This is a genomic window from Pseudomonas sp. P4_C1 (assembly GCF_056402155.1).
Map to the genome: position 1 here is coordinate 15,986 of NZ_JBFUHY010000097.1, position 16,048 is coordinate 32,033.

16 protein-coding genes and 4 pseudogenes are annotated in these 16,048 nt (G+C 59.5%); 11 read left to right on the top strand and 9 right to left on the bottom strand.

What is annotated here, in order from left to right; all coding sequences use genetic code 11:
* Positions 1-31 precede the first annotated feature (31 nt).
* Positions 32-478 (bottom strand): annotated as a pseudogene (locus AC1DU9_RS27485) (YajG family lipoprotein); the annotation flags it as partial.
* Positions 479-683: 205 nt separating this feature from the next.
* Between AC1DU9_RS27485 and AC1DU9_RS27490 the strand changes: the two are divergent.
* Together AC1DU9_RS27490 and mqo are read left to right on the top strand one after the other, a co-directional pair.
* Positions 684-923 (top strand): hypothetical protein, encoded by a 240-nt coding sequence (locus AC1DU9_RS27490; protein ID WP_223461156.1) that lies wholly within the window; start codon positions 684-686, stop codon positions 921-923.
* A 737-nt stretch (positions 924-1,660) separates the two neighbouring features.
* Entirely contained in the window at positions 1,661-3,169 is a 1,509-nt protein-coding gene (gene mqo, locus AC1DU9_RS27495; RefSeq protein ID WP_223461154.1) for a malate dehydrogenase (quinone), read from the top strand.
* 68 nt (positions 3,170-3,237) lie between these two features.
* On the opposite strand, the gene AC1DU9_RS27500 is transcribed toward mqo, so the two are convergent.
* The 4 genes from AC1DU9_RS27500 to AC1DU9_RS27515 form a co-directional block, all read right to left on the bottom strand.
* On the bottom strand, positions 3,238-3,525 hold the full coding sequence (locus AC1DU9_RS27500; RefSeq protein WP_223461152.1) for a PA4642 family protein: 288 nt from the start codon (positions 3,523-3,525) through the stop codon (positions 3,238-3,240).
* 63 nt (positions 3,526-3,588) lie between these two features.
* A complete protein-coding gene (locus AC1DU9_RS27505) occupies positions 3,589-4,074 on the bottom strand; it encodes a hypothetical protein (RefSeq protein WP_223461150.1) in 486 nt (161 codons plus the stop codon).
* A 184-nt stretch (positions 4,075-4,258) separates the two neighbouring features.
* Entirely contained in the window at positions 4,259-4,732 is a 474-nt protein-coding gene (locus AC1DU9_RS27510) for a WbuC family cupin fold metalloprotein (RefSeq protein ID WP_007981336.1), read from the bottom strand.
* A 3-nt stretch (positions 4,733-4,735) separates the two neighbouring features.
* Positions 4,736-5,293, bottom strand: coding sequence for a hypoxanthine-guanine phosphoribosyltransferase (locus tag AC1DU9_RS27515; RefSeq protein ID WP_150728000.1), 558 nt, complete (start codon positions 5,291-5,293; stop codon positions 4,736-4,738).
* A 175-nt stretch (positions 5,294-5,468) separates the two neighbouring features.
* Between AC1DU9_RS27515 and upp the strand changes: the two genes are divergently transcribed.
* Together upp and AC1DU9_RS27525 are read left to right on the top strand one after the other, a co-directional pair.
* Positions 5,469-6,107: a uracil phosphoribosyltransferase gene (gene upp, locus AC1DU9_RS27520; protein ID WP_108214877.1), complete on the top strand. Its 639-nt coding sequence runs from the start codon at positions 5,469-5,471 to the stop codon at positions 6,105-6,107.
* A gap of 2 nt (positions 6,108-6,109) precedes the next feature.
* Positions 6,110-7,384, top strand: a complete 1,275-nt coding sequence (locus tag AC1DU9_RS27525) for a uracil-xanthine permease family protein (protein WP_223461148.1) — start codon at positions 6,110-6,112, stop codon at positions 7,382-7,384.
* 112 nt (positions 7,385-7,496) lie between these two features.
* On the opposite strand, the gene hemH is transcribed toward AC1DU9_RS27525, so the two are convergent.
* Positions 7,497-8,519: a ferrochelatase gene (gene hemH / locus AC1DU9_RS27530; RefSeq protein WP_223461146.1), complete on the bottom strand. Its 1,023-nt coding sequence runs from the start codon at positions 8,517-8,519 to the stop codon at positions 7,497-7,499.
* A 13-nt stretch (positions 8,520-8,532) separates the two neighbouring features.
* Positions 8,533-9,435, bottom strand: a complete 903-nt coding sequence (locus AC1DU9_RS27535) for a TIGR01777 family oxidoreductase (RefSeq protein WP_223461144.1) — start codon at positions 9,433-9,435, stop codon at positions 8,533-8,535.
* A 196-nt stretch (positions 9,436-9,631) separates the two neighbouring features.
* Between AC1DU9_RS27535 and AC1DU9_RS27540 the strand changes: the two genes are divergently transcribed.
* The 7 genes and pseudogenes from AC1DU9_RS27540 to AC1DU9_RS27570 all read left to right on the top strand — a co-directional run bounded on the left by AC1DU9_RS27540 (position 9,632) and on the right by AC1DU9_RS27570 (position 15,046).
* The gene (locus AC1DU9_RS27540; protein WP_223461142.1) at positions 9,632-10,618 is read left to right on the top strand and encodes an NAD(P)/FAD-dependent oxidoreductase; all 987 of its coding nucleotides are present in this window, start codon (positions 9,632-9,634) and stop codon (positions 10,616-10,618) included.
* Positions 10,619-10,810: 192 nt separating this feature from the next.
* A pseudogene (locus AC1DU9_RS27545) lies at positions 10,811-11,356 on the top strand (YbgA family protein); the annotation flags it as partial.
* Positions 11,356-12,297 carry a MerR family transcriptional regulator gene (locus AC1DU9_RS27550; RefSeq protein ID WP_223461139.1) on the top strand — a complete coding sequence of 314 codons (942 nt, stop codon included), beginning with the start codon at positions 11,356-11,358 and terminating at the stop codon, positions 12,295-12,297. The pseudogene AC1DU9_RS27545 and the gene AC1DU9_RS27550, both read left to right, overlap by 1 nt.
* 21 nt (positions 12,298-12,318) lie before the next feature.
* The gene (gene phrB, locus AC1DU9_RS27555; protein ID WP_223461137.1) at positions 12,319-13,761 is read left to right on the top strand and encodes a deoxyribodipyrimidine photo-lyase; all 1,443 of its coding nucleotides are present in this window, start codon (positions 12,319-12,321) and stop codon (positions 13,759-13,761) included.
* Positions 13,762-13,763: 2 nt separating this feature from the next.
* Positions 13,764-13,862: pseudogene (locus tag AC1DU9_RS27560) on the top strand (nuclear transport factor 2 family protein); the annotation flags it as partial.
* The gene (locus AC1DU9_RS27565) at positions 13,859-14,641 is read left to right on the top strand and encodes an SDR family NAD(P)-dependent oxidoreductase (RefSeq protein WP_223461135.1); all 783 of its coding nucleotides are present in this window, start codon (positions 13,859-13,861) and stop codon (positions 14,639-14,641) included. The pseudogene AC1DU9_RS27560 and the gene AC1DU9_RS27565, both read left to right, overlap by 4 nt.
* 99 nt (positions 14,642-14,740) lie before the next feature.
* Entirely contained in the window at positions 14,741-15,046 is a 306-nt protein-coding gene (locus AC1DU9_RS27570) for a YkgJ family cysteine cluster protein (protein WP_223461133.1), read from the top strand.
* Positions 15,047-15,168: 122 nt separating this feature from the next.
* Here AC1DU9_RS27570 and AC1DU9_RS27575 read toward each other — a convergent pair whose 3' ends face one another.
* Both AC1DU9_RS27575 and AC1DU9_RS27580 read right to left on the bottom strand, forming a co-directional pair.
* Positions 15,169-15,687 (bottom strand): acyloxyacyl hydrolase, encoded by a 519-nt coding sequence (locus tag AC1DU9_RS27575; protein ID WP_223461131.1) that lies wholly within the window; start codon positions 15,685-15,687, stop codon positions 15,169-15,171.
* 122 nt (positions 15,688-15,809) lie between these two features.
* Positions 15,810-16,048 (bottom strand): annotated as a pseudogene (locus tag AC1DU9_RS27580) (glutamate racemase); the annotation flags it as partial.

Below are 16,048 nucleotides of genomic sequence, written 5' to 3' on the forward strand. Positions count from 1 at the left end.
GAGCCTGCTCGCGATGGTCGTTAACGATTACGCGGCCGCTGTAGCGACGGTTGGCGTTCTGCACATCGGAGCGGAAGGTCGCGCCGATGGTGGCTTCGGTCACGTACATGCCTTCCTTGGGCGACTGGTACTTCAACTCCACCAGGGTCACGGTCAGTTGCGGTGCATTCATGGCATTGTTCGTCGGGGTAAAGCCCAACAGACGCACGGCGGCTTCAGCCTGGGCCTGCAGCTTCGGCAGGATCTGCGCGCCCTGCACAGTGATCGCGCTGGTCTCCGGGTACAGGCCACCACGGGTGCCCAGCGTCGGCGACGGGCGACCGTCCACTACACGCACCACGACGGGCTGGCCATGGCCGACCGGGGCCAACTGGGCGGTCAGCTTGGGTTCCGGGCTCAGTTGTTGCGGGCTGTGGGCGCAGCCAACCAGCGTCAAACTGGTCACAGTGATCAAACCGAACAACAGGCGTTGCAACATGCTCTTCTCTCCAGAATCAGGCACAAACAGGCCCGCAGTATAGCGGTGCGCCACTGCGGGGAACCAGCACCTCACAGTGTTTGATGAAATCTCTGACAAACCCTTGGGAAAGCAGTTCATGTCACATATCTGTCATCGCCCATACACTTGCACGTAACGGCTAGTGGGCTATTTTCACCGTAGCCACCCCACAAGGTACTCCAGCATGCGCCACCTGATCTCTCTGTTCGCGCCACGCCCACTGCATCGCTGCTTCGCCCTGCTCGACCGCAATGGCCACTGCCAGGCCTTCAAACAGTGCAGCCTCCAGCCCATGGGCGATGGCTGGGTTGAAATCGAAGAGATCCGCCTGAACTGGCTGGATCAACCGCTGCCTGCCGGCGCCCGGGTCGTTTCGCAGCAGCTACAACCACGCTCGCGTGCACAGCAAATGATGACGACCTGACCAAACACCTAATAAAAGTCATTAAACACGACCATTTCCCTGCGTTTCTTAGATACAATCTCCCCCCGATTATAAGGACGTCTCCTGATCGGGCCTCGCAGCATCGTCAATGCGCTTGCATTGACACCCCGCACCGCCCACAGAGAGCCGCCCACACAGATCGAGTGAAGCTGGCGCGCTTGCTGTTTTGTTGAGCAAAACCTCCACTTTTCGCGAATCTGCAGAGCTGTCATTACGCTCGGTCACTGAGCTGTTTGCCCGTTTTGCCTGCCCTGTATCCCATGGCGGCAATCCATCCGGGCACGGTGCCAGGCTGGGACAGCCCTTTTTGAGGTTCACGTCTTCAAAAGAGCGTGAAAAAAACGGGTTTTCACAACTTCACAAGAGTGTGGCGAGCAAATGAATAGTTTTGCGTCTGAACATGCACCATTAGCGTCTACAACAGCCCAACGACACAGGACCGAGTATTCCTCGAACACCGGAGCCTGAAGCCTGTCCGCTACGGATTTGGTTGCACAAACGGATGTATCGACCATAAGTCGAATTGCCTCCCGCGCGTCGAAATGAGTTCATATGGCTCATGGGCCCGGCAGGTAGCGTCCGTCGAAGTTGCGATAAATTGCGAAGATTCGGACATGGCGATCCTGCCATGGGTACCTGGGGCAACACTGACACGCCCCGTCACTCCTGGCAGCCATGCCGACAATTTGGTGCTGCAGATTTTGGAGACGCGTTAAATGGCGCATAACGAAGCAGTCGACGTAGTACTGGTTGGGGCCGGCATCATGAGTGCCACCCTTGCAGTACTGCTCAAAGAGCTCGACCCCGCGATCAAGCTGGAAGTCGTCGAGCTGATGGATTCCGGTGCCGCGGAGAGTTCCAACCCGTGGAACAACGCCGGTACCGGTCACGCCGGGCTGTGTGAGCTCAACTACACGCCGCAGGCCGCCGATGGCACCGTCGACATCAAGAAAGCCGTGCACATCAACACCCAGTTCGAGGTGTCGAAGCAGTTCTGGTCGTACCTGACCAAAAAAGGCACGTTCGGCTCGTGCAAATCGTTTATCAGCCCGGTGCCACACCTGAGTTTCGTGCAGGGCGACAGCGGCGTGTCCTTCCTCAAGGAACGCTTCAAGGTGCTGAGCAAGCACCACGCCTTCGCCGACATGGAATACACCGAAGACAAGGCCAAAATGGCCGAGTGGATGCCGCTGATGATGCCTGGCCGCGATCCTGGCGAAACCCTCGCCGCGACCCGCGTGATCAATGGCACCGACGTCAACTTCGGCGCCCTGACCAACCAGTTGCTCAAGCACCTGACCAGCGCACCCGATGCACAGGTCAAGTACTGCAAGCGCGTGACCGGCCTCAAGCGTAGCAACGGTGGCTGGACCGTCAGCATCAAGGACGTCAACAGCGGCAACACCCGTGAAGTCGACGCCAAATTCGTCTTCCTCGGCGCTGGCGGCGCGGCACTGCCGCTGCTGCAAGCCTCTGGTATCGAAGAGAGCAAAGGCTTCGGCGGCTTCCCGATCAGCGGCCAGTGGCTGCGTTGCGACAACCCGGAAGTGGTCAAGCACCACCAGGCCAAGGTCTACAGCCAGGCTGCCGTGGGTTCGCCGCCAATGTCCGTGCCGCACCTGGACACCCGCGTGGTCGAAGGCAAGAAGTCCCTGCTGTTCGGACCATACGCCGGCTTCACCACCAAGTTCCTCAAGCACGGCTCCTTCATGGACCTGCCGATGTCGGTTCGTGCCGGCAACATCGGTCCGATGCTGTCCGTGGCAAAAAACAACATGGACCTGACCAAGTACCTGGTCAGCGAAGTGATGCAGTCGATGGAGCAGCGCCTGGAATCCCTGCGTCGCTTCTACCCGCAAGCGAAAGCCGAAGACTGGCGCCTGGAAGTGGCCGGCCAACGGGTGCAAATCATCAAGAAAGACCCGAAAAAAGGCGGCATCCTGCAATTCGGTACCGAACTGGTCGCGGCCAAGGACGGTTCCCTGGCGGCACTGCTCGGCGCTTCGCCAGGTGCCTCGGTGACCGTTTCGATCATGCTTGAGCTGATCGAAAAATGCTTCCCGGGCAAAGCCAAGGGCGAATGGGCCACCAAACTGGCTGAAATCTTCCCGGCCCGGGAAAAGGTTCTGGAAACCGACGCTGCGCTGTATCGCAAGATCAACACGCAGAACAACGTTGCCCTGGAACTGGTTGAAGCCAGCAGCGAGACCGAAAGCTACGCTTGATTCGGCCTTATGAAAAACGCCCCGTTCTCACTGAGAACGGGGCGTTTTTTTATGCCTTTAAAAGATCGTTAACCGCGAGCTTTTTCAATCAGCTCGATGTAATCCTGCGCATTGCGCTGATCCTTGATCAGGGCAACGAAGTCATTGCCGTGCTCATCCTTGCCATTCAGCTCGTAACCCGCTTCGACGAAGAACGTCAGGAAACGCTCGAAATCGTCAATGCGCAGGCCACGATAGGCCTTGACCAGTTTGTGCAGGGACGGAGAAGTCGCGTCGACCGGTTCGAAATCGAGGAACAACTTGATCTGCTCATCGCCGATCTCGTCACCAATCACTTGTTTTTTATCTTTACGCATTGCCGACTCCAGCTCGCAGACATTACACGGGGCGGGCAGTTTACCCCTGCGCAGGCACAGGGCTCAACGCGGACGAGTGCTGCCGGTGTGCAGATCGGCCCAGACATGACCATTGGCGTAGCTGAGAAACTGGCAATACACCGTGTCGTTGCGCAGCAAATCGATCACCACGCGGTATTGAGCGAGCGGGTAATAGAGGGTCAGGGTTTTGCTCTTGTCGTCGTAGACCGGCTTCTTCAGGCTTTTGCTTTCACCATCGAAGTTCACCAGCACCTGGCTGATGGTGGCGCCCTTGTTCAGGGATTTGCCCTTGAGACGAATCATTAAAGGCGACGTGACCGGAATCGGCTGTTGATTGGATTGACGCTGGGCACCGACTACCACCGAATAATCGGTGACTTGCATCAGTTGCTGCTGTTCGGGATCGGCATCGCGCAGCGTGAGATCGTCCGGCGGCAGGAATTGACTGTGCATGGGCGCCGGCGCGGCGGCCAGGGGCAGGCTGAGGGTCAGCAACAGGGCGGCGCAGCTGCGGATCAAATGGCTCATGACAGGTTCCGGAATCGAGGCCGGGCACTTTACCATGGGCTGAAGGAAGTGGTTCAAGTGCACAGAAACCACTGTGGGAGCGAGCTTGCTCCGGGCGGCGTTCCGACGATGACGTCGGCACATCCAGCATTAATGTGTCAGTGACATAGCCATCGCGAGCAAGCTCGCTCCCACAGGGTAGGGATCAATCGAACTGCGCGCGCATCCAGGCCTGATACTCGGCAACGCCGGGCTCGCCTTCGCGCGGCGCCCAATGCGCCAGCTCACCTTCACCGACCGGACGGTAAGGGCCGGCCTTGCATTCGAACATCAGGCTGTCGGCCTCCAGCACCACCAAACCGTGAAACACACCGGTTGGCAGGTCCACACCAACACAATCGCCACCGGCCTGAAGCACGGTCTTGCTCAGCACCGTACCGGTCTCATCGAAGATCAACACGCCCAGCCGGCCCTTGAGGACCAACAGGGTTTCGGCCTTGTTGTCGCCCAAATGCCGGTGAGGCGGGATATACGTGGACGGCTGCAACCCCACCGCCATGCGATGGCATGCGTCTTCCATCTGATGGAAGTTGTGATGCTGACGCCCCCGAGGATTGGCCGCAGCTTTCCCGGCCAGCTCGGCGAACAAGGTCTGATCCAGAAAGCGAGGCGTATCCATGTCTTACATTCCTTTAACGGCGAAAATCCCGTTGGCGTTACGCCAGTAGCCTTTGTAGTCCATACCGTAACCGAAGATGTAGCGATCGATGCACGGCAGACCGACGAAATCGGCCTTGAGGTCCGGACGGGCCTTGCGGTCGTGGTCTTTGTCGATCAGCACGGCGGTGTGCACTTTACGTGCGCCAGCGTGTTTGCAGAAGTCGATGATCGCGCCCAGGGTGTGACCTTCGTCGAGGATGTCGTCGATGATCAGCACATCACGGTCGATGAAGGACACTTCCGGCTTGGCTTTCCAGAACAGGTCACCGCCGCTGGTTTCGTTGCGATAGCGGGTGGCGTGCAGGTAGGACGCTTCCAGCGGGAAGTGCAGGTAGGTGAGCAGCTTGCCGGAGAAAATCAGCCCGCCGTTCATCACGCAGAACACCACCGGGTTGCTGTCGGCCATTTGTTCGTTGATTTGTGCACCGACGCGGGCGATGGCCGCCTCGACTTCAGCTTCGGTGTACAGGCAGTCAGCCTCTCGCATGATTTGACGGATATGCTCGAGATCAGCGGACATGGCGCTCTCCAGGGGGTTTGAGGGGAGGGACGGATTCGGAAAAGCGGGCAAAGGTACGCATCAAGCGAGGCCAGATCAAGCCTTTGTGGACTAACGTACTGTATGTCTATAGGACAACACCCTCGGATAGATTAATCTAGACCGGTTTTTTTGCCCGCCGCCGGAGCCTTTCCCAATGCCCATTCATGAGATCCGCCACCCGCTGATCCGCCATAAACTTGGCCTTATGCGCCGCGCAGACATCAGCACGAAGAATTTCCGTGAGCTCGCTCAGGAAGTCGGCGCCCTGCTGACCTATGAAGCCACCAAAGACCTGCCGCTGGAATCCTACGATATCGAAGGCTGGTGCGGCACCGTATCGGTCGAAAAAATCGCCGGCAAGAAAATCACCGTGGTGCCAATCCTGCGTGCCGGCATCGGCATGCTCGAAGGCGTACTCAGCCTGATCCCGGGCGCCAAAGTCAGCGCCGTCGGCGTGGCCCGTAACGAGGAAACCCTCGAAGCCCACACCTATCTGGAAAAACTGGTACCGGAAATCGACGAACGCCTGGCCATGATCATCGACCCGATGCTCGCCACCGGCGGCTCGATGGTTGCCACCATCGACCTGCTGAAAAAAGCCGGCTGCAAGGACATCCGCGCCATGGTGCTGGTCGCCGCGCCAGAAGGCATCGCCGCCGTAGAGAAAGCTCACCCGGACGTGATCATCTACACCGCTTCCATTGATCAAAAACTGAACGAACACGGCTACATCATCCCAGGGCTTGGCGATGCCGGTGACAAGATCTTCGGCACCAAGCAGAAGGACGCGTGAGCATGCAGCAAGAGTTCAACGATCCGCTCTGGCGCACGGTGCTGTCCGGCGCACAGATGCTGTTCGTGGCCTTCGGCGCCCTGGTGTTGATGCCGCTGATCACCGGCCTTGACCCGAACGTGGCGCTGTTCACGGCCGGCCTGGGGACGATCCTGTTCCAGATCGTCACCGGGCGTCAGGTGCCGGTGTTCCTGGCATCGAGCTTTGCCTTCATCACCCCGATCATTCTCGCCAAGGGCCAATTCGGCCTCGCCGCGACCATGGGCGGTGTGATGGCGGCGGGTTTCGTCTATACCTTCCTCGGCCTCGCGGTGAAGATCAAAGGCACCGGTTTCATCGACCGCCTGCTACCGCCGGTAGTGATCGGACCGGTGATCATCTCGATTGGCCTGGCCATGGCGCCGATTGCCGCCAACATGGCCATGGGCAAGGCCGGCGACGGCAGTGAATTGATTCATTACCAGACGGCGATGATGATCTCGATGCCCGCACTGCTGACTACGCTGATCGTCGCGGTTTTCGGCAAGGGCATCTTCCGCCTGGTGCCGATCATCTCTGGCGTGCTGGTCGGTTTTGCCATGGCGTTCTATTTCGGCGTGGTCGATACCGCGAAGATTGCAGCGGCACCATGGTTCGCCATCCCGAACTTCACCGCGCCGGAATTCAACTGGCAGGCGATTCTGTTCATCGTTCCGGTGGCCCTCGCCCCGGCCATCGAACACATCGGCGGCGTGATTGCCGTGGGCAGCGTGACCGGTCGCGATTACCTGAAGAAGCCTGGCCTGCACCGTACCCTGCTCGGCGACGGCATTGCCACCACGGCGGCAGGTCTGTTCGGCGGCCCGCCCAACACCACCTACGCCGAAGTGACCGGCGCAGTCATGCTGACCAAGAACTACAACCCGAAAATCATGACCTGGGCGGCGATCTTCGCCATCAGCCTGGCGTTCATCGGCAAGTTCGGTGCACTGTTGCAAAGCATTCCGGTACCGGTGATGGGCGGGATTCTCTGCCTGTTGTTCGGTTCGATTGCGGCGGTGGGGATGAACACACTGATCCGCCACAAGATCGATCTGGCCGAGGCGCGCAATCTGGTGATTGTTTCGGTGACCCTGGTGTTCGGGATCGGCGGCGTGCTGATCGGCACCGGCACCGGGCCGGACGATTTCGGCCTCAAGGGCATCGCGCTGTGCGCAGTGGTGGCGATTGGCTTGAACCTGATCCTGCCGGGAAATGACAGCTGGAAGCACAAGAAAGCGCATGAGCCGCTGCTGTAATGCTTCAAGAGCTTTGTTGTTAATGAAATAGCTTTCGCGAGCAGGCTCGCTCCCACAGGAGATTTGTGAACAACACAAATCAAAATGTGGGAGCGAGCCTGCTCGCGATGCTTTAAAGCGCCAACGGTGCCCTTTCGCACAACGCACTCAACGCCCGCGCCCAGTGCGGATCATCGTTTAGGCACGGCACCAGCACCAACTCCTCTCCCCCTGCAGCGCGGAATTGCTCCTTGCCGCGATCACCAATCTCCTCCAGTGTCTCGATGCAATCGGCAACGAACGCCGGGCACATCACCAGAATCTTTTTCACGCCGCTTTTGGCCAACTCATCGAGACGCGCTTCGGTGTAGGGTTCGATCCATTTGGCCCGCCCCAGACGCGACTGGAACGACACCGACCACTTGCCCTCCGGCAGCCCCAAACGCTTGGCGACCTCTGCCGCCGTGCGCAGGCATTGGCCGCGATAACAGGTGGCGACCACCTCCGGCGGCGCCCCGGCGCAGCAATCACCGCCACCCTCGAAGCTGTGACCGGGGTTGAGCTTCTTCAGATGCCGTTCCGGCAAGCCGTGAAAGCTCATCAGCAAATGATCGAAATCCTGCTCCAGGTAGGACCTGGTCGTGGCCACCAGCGCATCGAGGTATTCCGGTTGGTCGTAGAACGGTTGCAGCACCGACAGCTGTACGTCGAGGTTTTTCTCGCACACCACGCGTTTGGCTTCCGCGATGACCGTGGTGGTGGTGCTGTCAGCGAACTGTGGATATAGCGGCGCCAGCGTGATTCGCTTGTGCCCCGCGGCAACCATGCGAACCAGTGTCGATTCGATCGAAGGCTCGCCGTAACGCATGGCCAGTTCGACCGGGCCGTGGTGCCACTGGTCAGTCATGGCTTGTTGCAGACGACGACTGAGTACCACCAGCGGCGAGCCCTCGTCCCACCAGATCGAGGCATAAGCATGAGCCGACTGCTCGGGACGCTTGATCAGGATCAGCGATACCAGCAAGCGTCGAACCGGCCATGGCAGGTCGATCACGTACGGGTCCATCAGAAATTGATTGAGGTAGCTGCGCACATCCGCCACCGAGGTGGAGGCAGGTGAACCCAGGTTGACCAGAAGCAACGCGTGATCGGTCATGCAACGTCCTATTTCAAAGGCGACCGGACAGATCGTCCAGAGCCGCGCGCAATTCCGTGAACTGAAAAGTGAAACCAGCCTGTAACAATCGCACCGGGGTGGCGCGCTGGCCGCCCAGCAACAGCAAGGACAACTCGCCCAACCCAACCCTCAATGCGAAGGCCGGCATCGGCATGAACGCCGGGCGATGCAGCACGTCGCCCAACGCCTTGGCAAACTCGCGGTTGCGCACCGGTTTGGGCGCGCACGCATTATAGGGACCGCTGGCCTCGTTGCGATGCAGAAGAAAATCAATGAGGGCGATTTGATCGTCGATATGAATCCACGGCATCCACTGCCGGCCGTTGCCGATCGGCCCTCCCAGACCCAGTTTGAACGGCAGTAACAGCCGCGACAAAAAGCCGCCCTCCGCCGACAGCACCAACCCGGTACGGATGTGAATGACGCGAATGCCCATCGCTTCGGCCCGCTGTGCAGTCTCCTCCCAGGCGATGCATAACTGGCTGGCGAAGTCTTCACTGACCGGCCCCGAATCCTCGGTCAGTTCACGCTCGCCGCCGTCGCCATACCAGCCGACAGCCGAACCGGAAATCAAGACCCGGGGTTTATGCTCGCGACTTTCGAGCCACGCCAGCAAGGTTTCGGTGAGGGTGATGCGGCTGCTCCACAACAAGGCTTTACGCTTGTGCGTCCAGAGTCGGTCGGCAATCGGCGCTCCGGCCAGATTGACGATCGCATCCACCGGCTCCTGCCCCAGATCCCCCAACCGGGCAATTCCACGCACTTGGGCACCACATATTTTCGCGACTTTTCCAGGCTGACGACTCCAGACTGTCAGGCGATATCCCTGAGCCGACCAGTGCCGGCAAAGTTGACGTCCTATCAAACCAGTACCGCCGGTCAGCAATATGTGCATGACTTCTTCCTCGCGTGGCGTTTTACCCTGTCCATTAGTCTATTTTTATAAGCAGGGATCTTTGGTATCGAGCAGGCTCTATGTTTAACAATAGGCCAAGCTGTCAGAACAAGAACGCTAAAAGTTATACCAATAAACAATATTGTACAGGTTTGAACCCCGGCGTAGTCTGTACAGAAAGGTAAACGAGGCCCCTATGACTGTACCTATCGCAATCATTGGCACCGGCATCGCCGGACTCTCCGCCGCCCAGGCTCTGACTGACCTCGGGCATGTGGTTCAATTATTCGATAAAAGCCGCGGCAGTGGCGGGCGCATGTCGAGCAAGCGCAGCGATGCGGGAGCGCTGGACATGGGCGCGCAGTATTTCACCGCCCGTGACCGGCGCTTTGTCACCGAAGTCCAGCGCTGGCAAGCCAAGGGTTGGGTCGCTGAATGGACGCCGCAGCTGTACACCTATCATGGCGGCCAGCTTAACCTGTCGCCGGACGAGCAGACCCGCTGGGTCGGCACGCCGCATATGAGTGCCATCACCCGCGCCCTGCTCGGTGACCTTGAAGTGCATTTCGCCTGCCGTATCACCGAGGTCTATCGCGGTGAAGAGCACTGGCACCTACAGGACGCCGAGGGTTTCACCCACGGACCGTTCAGCCACGTGGTCATCGCCACGCCGGCCCCACAGGCCACGGCTCTGCTGGCAACAACGCCGAAACTCGCGGGTGCCGCCGCCGGGGTGAAAATGGACCCGACCTGGGCCATCGCCCTGGCCTTCGAAACGCCGCTGGAAACGCCCATGGAAGGCTGCTTCGTCCAGGACAGCCCACTCGACTGGCTGGCCCGCAACCGCAGCAAACCCGGACGCGACAACACCCTCGACACCTGGGTGCTGCACGCCACCAGCGCCTGGAGTCGCCAGCACATTGATCTGTCCAAGGAAGCCGTGATCGAACAACTGCATGGCGCCTTCGCCGAACTGCTGCACGATTCCATGCCCGCACCGACCTTCAGCCTCGCCCACCGCTGGCTTTACGCCCGCCCCGCCAGCAGTCACGAATGGGGCACCCTGGCCGATGCCGACCTGGGGCTGTACGCCTGTGGCGACTGGTGCCTTTCCGGACGCGTCGAAGGGGCCTGGCTCAGCGGTCAGGAAGCCGCCCGCCGCTTGCATGAACACCTGCAGTAAAGAGCATCAATCCGAGCAAATCGCTGCTGTCGCCTTGGCAGCAGTCGTCAGAAAACCTGTACATAAAATTTGACTTGTACAACTTCGAATCTATGATGAAGTTATCTTGTACAGACTCGAATGTTTGTACAGGTTCAGATTCGAGGTGCTCCGATGCCCCACGCCCCCGCCAAACCGAAAATCGCCATCAGCGCCTGCCTGCTGCACCCGGACTTGCCGGTGGAGGAAGACGGCCGGCTCAACGATCCGGCGCTGCGGGAAAACTTCCTCACCCGCATGTTCGCCTATGGCGCCTGGCAGCAGTTGTGCCAGGAAGGCTTGACCCGTCGCGGTCTCACGGACTTTCACTCGCGCTACAAGTACCTGCTGATGGCCCACAACCCGGTGCAATACAAAACCCTGGGCCGCCTACTGGGCAACATGAGCCATACCGATCCGCAGGAACTCGGCCCACGCTATTTCAGCGAACTGATGGTTGCGCTGAAAAAATGCGCCACCCGCCGCACTCACACCAACGTCCTGCAACACCTCAGTGGCTACCTGAAACAGGCCATCAGCGGCGAAGACAAGCAGGAAGTGCAGCACGTGATCAACCAGTACCGCCTGGGCATCGTGCCGCTGGTGGTGCCGCTGACGCTGCTCAAACATCACTTTCGCCAACACCCCGATCCGTACATCGCACAGCAGGTTTACCTGCAACCGCACCCGGAAAACCTCAGCCTGCGAAACGCCATCTGATGAAAAAAGCACTCGACACCAGCGCCCGCGAAGACCTCGGCGATGACTTTCAAAAGGCACTGGACGAAGGCTGGCTGCCGATCCGTGAAGTGGCGCGGCAAACCGGGGTCAATGCCGTGACCTTGCGCGCCTGGGAACGGCGCTACGGTCTGATCGTGCCGCTGCGCACRCCCAAGGGCCATCGGTTGTTCTCGGCCGACCACGTACAACGCATCCAGACCATCCTCACCTGGCTCAACCGTGGCGTTGCCGTCAGCCAGGTCAAGCCATTGCTCGACACACCGCAAGCCTTCAGTGTTTCCGTCGATAACGATTGGTACGCGTTGCTGCAAACGTTGCTGCAGGCGGTCAGCCGATTGCAGGAACGTACCCTGGATGACAGCGTCAATCAGGCGATGGCGCTGTATCCGCCGCGAACCCTGTGCGAGCAATTGCTGATGCCCTTGCTGGCTGCTCTGGAGCAACACTGGCAAGGCCAGTTCGGGGCGCAGATGGAGCGGGGCTTTTTTTGTGCCTGGCTGCGCAGCAAGTTCGGTGCGCGCATCTACCACAACAATCGTCAGTTGCGCACTGCGCCGCTACTGCTGGTCAACCACTCGGACCTGCCCATGGAGCCACACCTTTGGCTAACGGCCTGGCTGATCAGCAGCGCGGATTGCCCGGTGGAGGTCTTCGACTGGCCGCTGCCTGTCGGCGAACTGACATTGGCGGTCGAACTTCTGCAACCCCGTGGGGTTCTGCTGTACTCAAGCAAAGCCCTGAATCTGGCGCAGCTGCCGAAACTTTTCAAAGGCATCAGTTGCCCAAAAATGATTGCCGGACCAACGGTATGCATCCACCACACCGAGTTGTCCGCAAGTACTGCCGAGATCGCTGACTTGTACCTGGCCGAAGACCCGCTGTCGGCACATCAGGCACTCGTTCAGCGCGGGCTGATTTAAATGGATCGAGTGGACACCCACATGCAATTGATCTGGCTGCGCAGCGACTTGCGCCTGCATGACAACACCGCCCTCTCGGCTGCCGCGGCTAGCGGCCCGTGCGTGGCGGTGTTTCTGCTGAGCCCGGAACAATGGCTGGAGCACGACGATGCGCCCTGCAAAGTGGACTTCTGGCTGCGTAACCTGCGCGAGTTGAGCCGCGAACTGGGTCAACTGAACATTCCCCTGCTGGTCCGCCGGGCACCTCGCTGGGATGACACCCCCAGCGTATTGCTGAACCTGTGCCGACAGTTGCAGATCGACGCTGTGTACCTCAACGAAGAGTACGGCATCCACGAATCCCGTCGCGATGCAGCCGTCACCCAGACGCTAAAGGCCGAAGGCATCGAAGTTCATCGCTACCTCGATCAATTGCTGTTCAAGCCAGGGAGCGTACTGACCCGGACCGGCACTTACTTTCAGGTCTTCAGCCAGTTCCGCAAAGTCTGCTACGAACGACTGCACCACTCACTGCCCAGCCTGGTCCGCGCACCGCACAAACAAGCGCCGCTGAACATTGCCAGCGATGCGGTCCCCGTGAGTGTCGACGGCTTCGCAACGCCCGATGAGAACCTGCGCAACCTGTGGCCGGCGGGCGAAACCGAAGCCCGGCATCGCCTCGACAGCTTTAGCGATATGCAGATCGAGCACTATCAAAGCGAACGGGATTTCCCGGCGAAGCCCGGTACCAGTCAGCTCTCGGCCTATCTCGCCGCCGGGGTGATCTCTCCTCGCCAATGCCTGCACGCCGCCTTGAACAGCAATCAGGGTGAGTTCGAAAGCGGCAAGACCGGCGCCGTCACCTGGATCAACGAACTGCTGTGGCGCGAGTTCTACAAACACATCCTGGTGGGCTACCCACGGGTTGGCCGACACCGCGCGTTTCGTCCGGAAACCGAAGCGCTGGCCTGGCGCAACGCCCCTGAAGAACTCGCCGCCTGGCAACAGGCGCGAACCGGCTTGCCGATCATCGACGCCGCCATGCGCCAATTGCTGTCTACCGGCTGGATGCACAACCGCCTGCGCATGGTGGTGGCGATGTTTTTGACCAAAAACCTGCTGATCGACTGGCGTGAAGGCGAACGCTTTTTCATGCGTCACCTGATTGATGGCGACCTGGCGGCGAACAATGGCGGCTGGCAGTGGAGTTCCTCCACCGGCACCGACTCGGCGCCCTACTTCCGGATTTTCAACCCGCTGAGCCAGTCGGAAAAATTCGACCCCGAGGGCGTGTTCATCAAGCAATGGCTGCCGCAACTGGCCGGGTTGAATAAAAAAGACGTGCACAACCCTTCCAATCTCGGCGGTCTTTTCGGTGTTGTGGATTACCCCTCACCAATCGTCGACTTGAGTACTTCCCGTGCGCGCGCGTTGACGGCGTTCAAAAACCTGCCCTCGCGGCAATACGCCGCCGCTGGGTCATGAATTACCGCCACCGGGATCACTTCGATGCCGGGGCTTTGCATTATGAACACTTACCCGTATTGGGCCGGGCAATTACCCAACTGAAAAGGAGATTGGGATGAGTCGGACACTCGCACGACGATACTGGCTGACGGGTGCCAGCAGCGGCATCGGTGCCGCCCTGGCCGAAGAAATCCTGAAAACCGGTGCGTACCTGGCCGTGAGTTCTCGCACGCTGGGACCGCTCAAAGTCTTGTCGCTACGTTATCCGGGACAGGTGCTGGTGGTCGCCGGAGACCTGACCAACAGCCAGACCGTCCGCGAGATCGGCGAGCGGATTGCCGAGGACTGGGGCTCGCTGGACACCGTGATACTCAACGCCGGCACCTGCGAGTACGTGGATGCCAAGCAGTTCGATGCGTCGATTGTCGAGCACGTGGTGCGTACCAACCTGTTGGCCAGCAGTTATTGCATCGACGCCGCCCTGCCTTTGCTGCGGGCCGGCACCGCACCGCATATAGTCGCCATGGCCAGTACGGTGACTTACCTGCCGCTGCCCAAGGCAGAAGCCTATGGCACCTCAAAGGTCGGGCTGCGTTACCTGTTAGAATCCCTGCGCATCGACCTGGCCCCCGAAGGCATAGAACTCACGGTGATCAACCCTGGGTTTGTCGGAACGCCGCTGAAGGAGGAAAACGAGTTTTCCATGCCCTTGAGCTGGCCGGTGGAGAAAGCCGCACGGCACATCTTCGAAAAATTCAAGGACCGTCCGCTGGAGATCGCTTTCCCGGCAGCGTTCATGGCCGCCCTCTGGCCGCTCTCCAGACGGCCGGACCAAGTGAAACTCGAGATCGGCAAACCCATGGTGCGCAGCCAGCCACCGAGCAAGGATCAACCGTGAAAAGCGCCATCATCGGCAGCGGTATCGCGGACGTTCCGATACTTGAGCGTCCGTCCGACCTTTCACACAGCACCCGGCGACTGCCTTACACTGCGCGCCATGATAACCATCCCCCATACGCAAATCGCGGAACCCGCAGTCACCTGCTCGACCTGCGCAGCCTGCTGCTGCCAGCTCGAAGTCATGCTGATCACCGATACGGGTGTGCCTGAACGGTTCATCGATACCGATGATTGGGGCGGGGAAGTCATGCTGCGCCTGGACGACGGCTGGTGTGCCGCACTGGATCGCAACACGATGATGTGCACCATCTACGAAAAACGCCCGCTGATCTGCCGGGAGTTCGAGATGGGTGCGCCGGAGTGCATCGACGAACGCCAGGGGATTTCGACGGCGTATCGCTGAACTGAAAAACAACACAGCTACTGTAGGAGCGAGCCTGCTCGCGATTGCGGATTATCAGCCAACCAAGCTGGCAACTGACACACCGTCATCGCGAGCAGGCTCGCTCCTACAGGGGGATGCAATTACAACGGCAACGTGTAATGCAGCGAATAGCTTTCCACACCGTCGTTGGAACTGGCGAGCCCGGCGTTGGAATAGTGCGTCGCGCGGATCCCGACTTCGTGGCCGCCATTGAAGCGCAGGCCAAAACCGAACCGGTCTTCAAACTGGAAAGCACTGCCGATGTTGTTGTCTTCGAGTCGGGTATTGGAGAACACCGCTACGCCAATGCCCGCTTCAACGTACGGTTTGACGTTCTGGCCGGAAAATTCGTAAACGAATACCGGGGAGAACGACAGGCTGTTGGTGCTGGAGGTCTTGTCGCCTTCCCAGTAGGTGTAGGCGCCGCTCCAGTAACCGGTCACGCGACCGACGTCACTCTGCCACCAACTCTGGTCCCAATCGAACTGCATGCCCAGTCGATACGTCATGGTCGAATCGCTGGTCTCACCAACCGCGAACTCCACACCTGCCGCCTGAGCGGTAAAAGTGTGCCCCATTAGTGCGGCCGCAATCGCGGCCAAGCAGAATAGTCGCTTCATTAGAAACTTCCTTTTCCGAACAATTTCGTATGGTTTTTTTGTTGCTCGCCCTGAAAAGCTATGGAAATCGGCGATTTATCAGAAGCTCACCCCAATTTTTCGTTTGATTCCCCGGGACTTTCTTACCTGTTGAAGCTTCGCACAATGCCAGCCGTATTCCACAGTATCGGCAAGATATTTCTGAAATGAAGCGGATCGGCACTGGTCCAGAACTGCGCCTCACGGGCTGGCCCATCGGCGAGCAGCTCGCCTTCGGCCAGCAGCCGCTGAAGCTGGCGCGCGACGGCGGCGCCGGTGTCGATGAGGCTGATGTCCTCGGGAATCATTTGCCGAAGCATCGGTTTGAGAAAGGGATAATGGG